The 4,040-nt window shown below is 61.6% G+C and carries 4 protein-coding genes; all 4 read left to right on the forward strand.

The window, feature by feature from the left end; translation table 11 throughout:
- Nucleotides 1-63: 63 nt before the first annotated feature.
- Genes Q7W83_RS06515 through pcaC form a run of 4 tightly spaced genes read left to right on the forward strand, consistent with a single transcriptional unit; the run spans nt 64 to nt 3,984 of the window.
- Nucleotides 64-1,368 carry an MFS family transporter gene (locus Q7W83_RS06515; protein WP_150630971.1) on the forward strand — a complete coding sequence of 435 codons (1,305 nt, stop codon included), beginning with the start codon at nt 64-66 and terminating at the stop codon, nt 1,366-1,368.
- A gap of 45 nt (nt 1,369-1,413) precedes the next feature.
- Nucleotides 1,414-2,778, forward strand: a complete 1,365-nt coding sequence (locus tag Q7W83_RS06520; RefSeq protein ID WP_150639878.1) for a 3-carboxy-cis,cis-muconate cycloisomerase — start codon at nt 1,414-1,416, stop codon at nt 2,776-2,778.
- Between the two features lie 11 nt (nt 2,779-2,789).
- Nucleotides 2,790-3,581, forward strand: a complete 792-nt coding sequence (gene pcaD / locus Q7W83_RS06525; RefSeq protein ID WP_150630969.1) for a 3-oxoadipate enol-lactonase — start codon at nt 2,790-2,792, stop codon at nt 3,579-3,581.
- Between the two features lie 10 nt (nt 3,582-3,591).
- Nucleotides 3,592-3,984 carry a 4-carboxymuconolactone decarboxylase gene (gene pcaC / locus Q7W83_RS06530; protein ID WP_150630968.1) on the forward strand — a complete coding sequence of 131 codons (393 nt, stop codon included), beginning with the start codon at nt 3,592-3,594 and terminating at the stop codon, nt 3,982-3,984.
- Nucleotides 3,985-4,040: the final 56 nt, after the last annotated feature.

Here is a 4,040-nt window from a genome sequence, read left to right on the forward strand (position 1 = left end):
CTGTGGAACGGGACTGTTGCAAAGTGTGTCTAGACTGTCACTGTCCCCAAAGAGTGAAGAACAATGACAACCCCAACCGCTATTCCAGCGCACTACACCGGCGAAGAGCGCAGCAAGCGCATCTTCGCGATTGTCGGTGCCTCGTCCGGCAACCTCGTCGAATGGTTCGATTTCTACGTCTACGCCTTTTGCGCGATCTATTTCGCCCCGGCCTTTTTTCCGTCCGATAACCCGACGGTGCAGTTGGTCAACACGGCGGGCGTGTTCGCCGCCGGGTTCCTGATGCGACCGATTGGCGGCTGGATTTTCGGCCGTGTCGCGGACAAGCACGGGCGCAAGAATTCGATGCTGATTTCGATTCTGATGATGTGCTTCGGATCGCTGCTCATCGCGTGCCTGCCGACCTACAAGGACATCGGCGTCTGGGCGCCGATCATGTTGCTGTTTGCGCGCTTGCTCCAGGGGTTGTCGGTGGGCGGCGAGTACGGCACCACCGCCACCTACATGAGCGAAGTCGCCCTCAAGGGCCAGCGCGGTTTCTTCGCCTCGTTCCAGTACGTGACGTTGATTGGCGGGCAACTGCTGGCGGTGTCGCTGGTGGTGATCCTGCAACAGTTCCTCACCGAAGATGACCTGCGTGCCTACGGCTGGCGGATCCCGTTTGTGGTCGGCGCGGTGGCCGCATTGATTTCGTTGTTCCTGCGTCGCTCGCTGAAAGAAACCACCAGCAAGGAAATGCGCGAGAACAAGGACGCCGGCAGCATCCGCGCGTTGTTCCGCGACCATAAAGCCGCGTTCATTACCGTGCTGGGTTACACCGCCGGTGGCTCGTTGATTTTCTACACCTTTACCACGTACATGCAGAAATACCTGGTGAACACCGCCGGCATGCACGCCAAGACGGCCAGTTACATCATGACCGGCGCGCTGTTCCTTTATATGTGCATGCAGCCGCTGTTCGGCATGCTCGCCGACAAGATTGGCCGACGTAACTCGATGCTGTGGTTCGGTGCGTTGGGTACGCTGTTCACCGTGCCGATTCTGTTGAGTCTGAAAAGCGTCAGCAGTCCGTTCCTGGCGTTTGTGCTGATCACAGTGGCGCTGGCGATTGTCAGTTTCTACACCTCGATCAGCGGCCTGGTAAAAGCCGAGATGTTCCCGCCGGAAGTGCGCGCCTTGGGCGTTGGCCTGGCGTACGCGGTGGCGAATGCGATCTTCGGCGGTTCGGCGGAATACGTCGCGCTGAGCCTCAAAGCGGTGGGCATGGAAAACTCTTTCTACTGGTACGTCACGGTGATGATGGCGGTGGCGTTCCTGTTCAGCCTGCGTCTGCCGAAACAAGCGAAGTACTTGCACCACGACCTTTGATCCATCTGCGTGGGCCACACCGGTCCACGCCTTCAGGGACTGTTTATGAACCAGCGACCGGGCAATCAATTGTTCGATGCCTATTTCACTGCCCGCGATATGCGTGACGTGTTCTGCGATCAGGGCCGGGTGCAGGCCATGCTCGATTTCGAAGCGGCGCTGGCACGGGCAGAGGCGAAGGTCGGCTTGATTCCGCAAACGGCTGTGGCGCCTATCGAAGCAGCCTGCCGCGCCGAACATTATGACTTCGCGGCCCTCGCCGAGGCGATTGCCACGGCCGGCAACTCGGCGATTCCGCTGGTGAAAGCGTTGGGAAAACAGATCGCAACCACCGCTGCCGAAGCCGAGCGCTATGTACATCTGGGCGCCACCAGCCAGGACGTGATGGACACCGGTCTGGTGCTGCAACTGCGTCGGGCGCTGGAACTGATTGAAGGCGATCTGGCGCAACTGGGCGAAACCCTTTCAACTCAGGCCAGGCGTTATGTCGCCACACCACTGGCCGGTCGCACTTGGTTGCAGCACGCCACGCCGGTCACCTTGGGCATGAAGATCGCCGGTTGGCTGGGCGCCGTCACCCGCAGCCGGCAACGTCTGCAAGAACTCAAGCCGCGTCTGCTGGTGCTGCAATTCGGCGGCGCCTCCGGAACCCTCGCGGCCCTCGGTACGCAGGCGATGCCGATTGCCGACGCGCTGGCCGCAGAGTTGCACCTGACGTTGCCCGACCAACCGTGGCACACCCAACGTGATCGCCTGGTGGAATTTGGTTCTGTGCTGGGATTGATCGCTGGCAGCCTCGGCAAGCTCGGTCGCGACATCAGCCTGTTGATGCAGACTGAAGCGGGCGAAGTGTTCGAACCCTCGGCGCCAGGCAAGGGCGGTTCGTCGACCATGCCGCACAAACGCAACCCGGTGGGCGCCGCGGTGCTGATTGGCGCTGCAACGCGCGTCCCCGGTTTGCTCTCGACGCTGTTCAGCGCCATGCCGCAAGAGCACGAGCGCAGTCTGGGCCTGTGGCACGCCGAGTGGGAAACCTTGCCGGAGATTTGCTGCCTGGTGTCCGGCAGCCTCAAACAAGCGTTGCTGGTGGCGGACGGACTGGAAGTGGACGCCGAGCGCATGGCCCGCAACCTCGATCTGACCCAAGGCCTGGTGCTGGCCGAAGCGGTGAGCATCGTCCTCGCCCAGCGGGTCGGCCGCGACACGGCGCATCATTTACTGGAGCAGTGCTGCAAGCGCGCTGTCGCTGAGCAGCGGCATTTGCGCGCGGTGCTGGGCGACGAGCCGAAAGTGACTGCCGAACTCTCGGCGGCTGAACTCGATCATCTGCTGGACCCCGCTCACTACCTCGGCCAGGCCCAAACCTGGGTCGAGCGAGCGGTGGCTGAACATTCTGCGTTGACTGCCTGAAGGAGATTGCTGTGGCTTTCGTACAACTCGCCGAGGGCGAACTGCATTACCAACTCGATGGACCGGCCAATGCGCCGGTGCTGGTGTTGTCCAACTCGCTGGGCACCGACCTGCAGATGTGGGACGCGCAAATTGCCGCGTTCTCCAAGCATTTTCGTGTGCTGCGTTTTGACACGCGCGGGCACGGAAAATCGCTGGTCACGCCGGGGCCGTACAGCATCGAGCAACTGGGCCATGACGTGCTTGCGTTGCTGGATGCGTTGCACATCGATAAAGCGCATTTCTGCGGCCTGTCGATGGGTGGCTTGATTGGCCAGTGGCTGGGCATCCATGCCGGTGAACGATTGAACAAACTGGTGGTGTGCAACACCGCGGCGAAAATCGGCGACCCCTCGATCTGGAACCCACGCATCGAAACCGTGTTGCGAGACGGCGCGGCGGCCATGGTTGCCCTGCGTGATGCGTCGATTGCACGCTGGTTTACCGCGGATTTTGCCGAAGCCAATCCGGCTGCGGCGAAGCAGATTACCGACATGCTCGCGGCCACTTCGCCGCAAGGCTATGCGGCCAATTGCGCCGCTGTGCGCGATGCCGATTTCCGCGATCAGTTGTCCTCGATCAAGGTGCCGTTGCTGGTCATCGCCGGCACCGAAGACGCGGTGACGCCACCATCCGGTGGGCACTTCATCCAGGAGCAGGTGCAGGGCGCCGAGTACGCAGAGTTCTACGCGGCGCACCTGTCCAACGTGCAGGCCGGCGATGCGTTCAGCGATCGCGTTCTTGCTTTTCTGCTGGGCCATTGAGGGAACATTCGTGGACGAGAAACAACGTTACGATGAAGGCCTGAACGTCCGTCGCGCAGTCCTCGGCGACGCCCATGTCGACCGCAGCCTGAGCGCGTTGACCGAGTTCAATTCGGAGTTTCAGGAAATGATCACCCGCCACGCCTGGGGTGATATCTGGACCCGCCCGGGCCTGCCGCGCCATACCCGTAGCCTGATCACCATCGCCATGCTGATCGGCATGAACCGCGAGGGCGAACTCAAATTGCACCTGCGTGCCGCCGCCAACAACGGCGTGACCCGCGGCGAGATCAAGGAAGTGATCATGCAGAGCGCCATCTACTGCGGCATCCCGGCGGCGAATGCGACGTTCCACCTCGCCGAATCGGTGTGGGATGAGTTGGGGGTCGAGTCGCGGGAGTGATTCCTTGCGATGTGCGGTGTTTGATCTGACGCTATCGCGGGCAAGCCCGCTCTCAC

Source organism: Pseudomonas sp. 300 (assembly GCF_055803035.1).

What these genes read in the sequence shown, in the direction of transcription:
- Q7W83_RS06515 (WP_150630971.1), top strand. Translation starts at nt 64, where the DNA reads ATGACAACCCCAACCGCTATTCCAGCGCACTACACCGGCGAAGAGCGC.
- Q7W83_RS06520 (WP_150639878.1), top strand. Translation starts at nt 1,414, where the DNA reads ATGAACCAGCGACCGGGCAATCAATTGTTCGATGCCTATTTCACTGCC.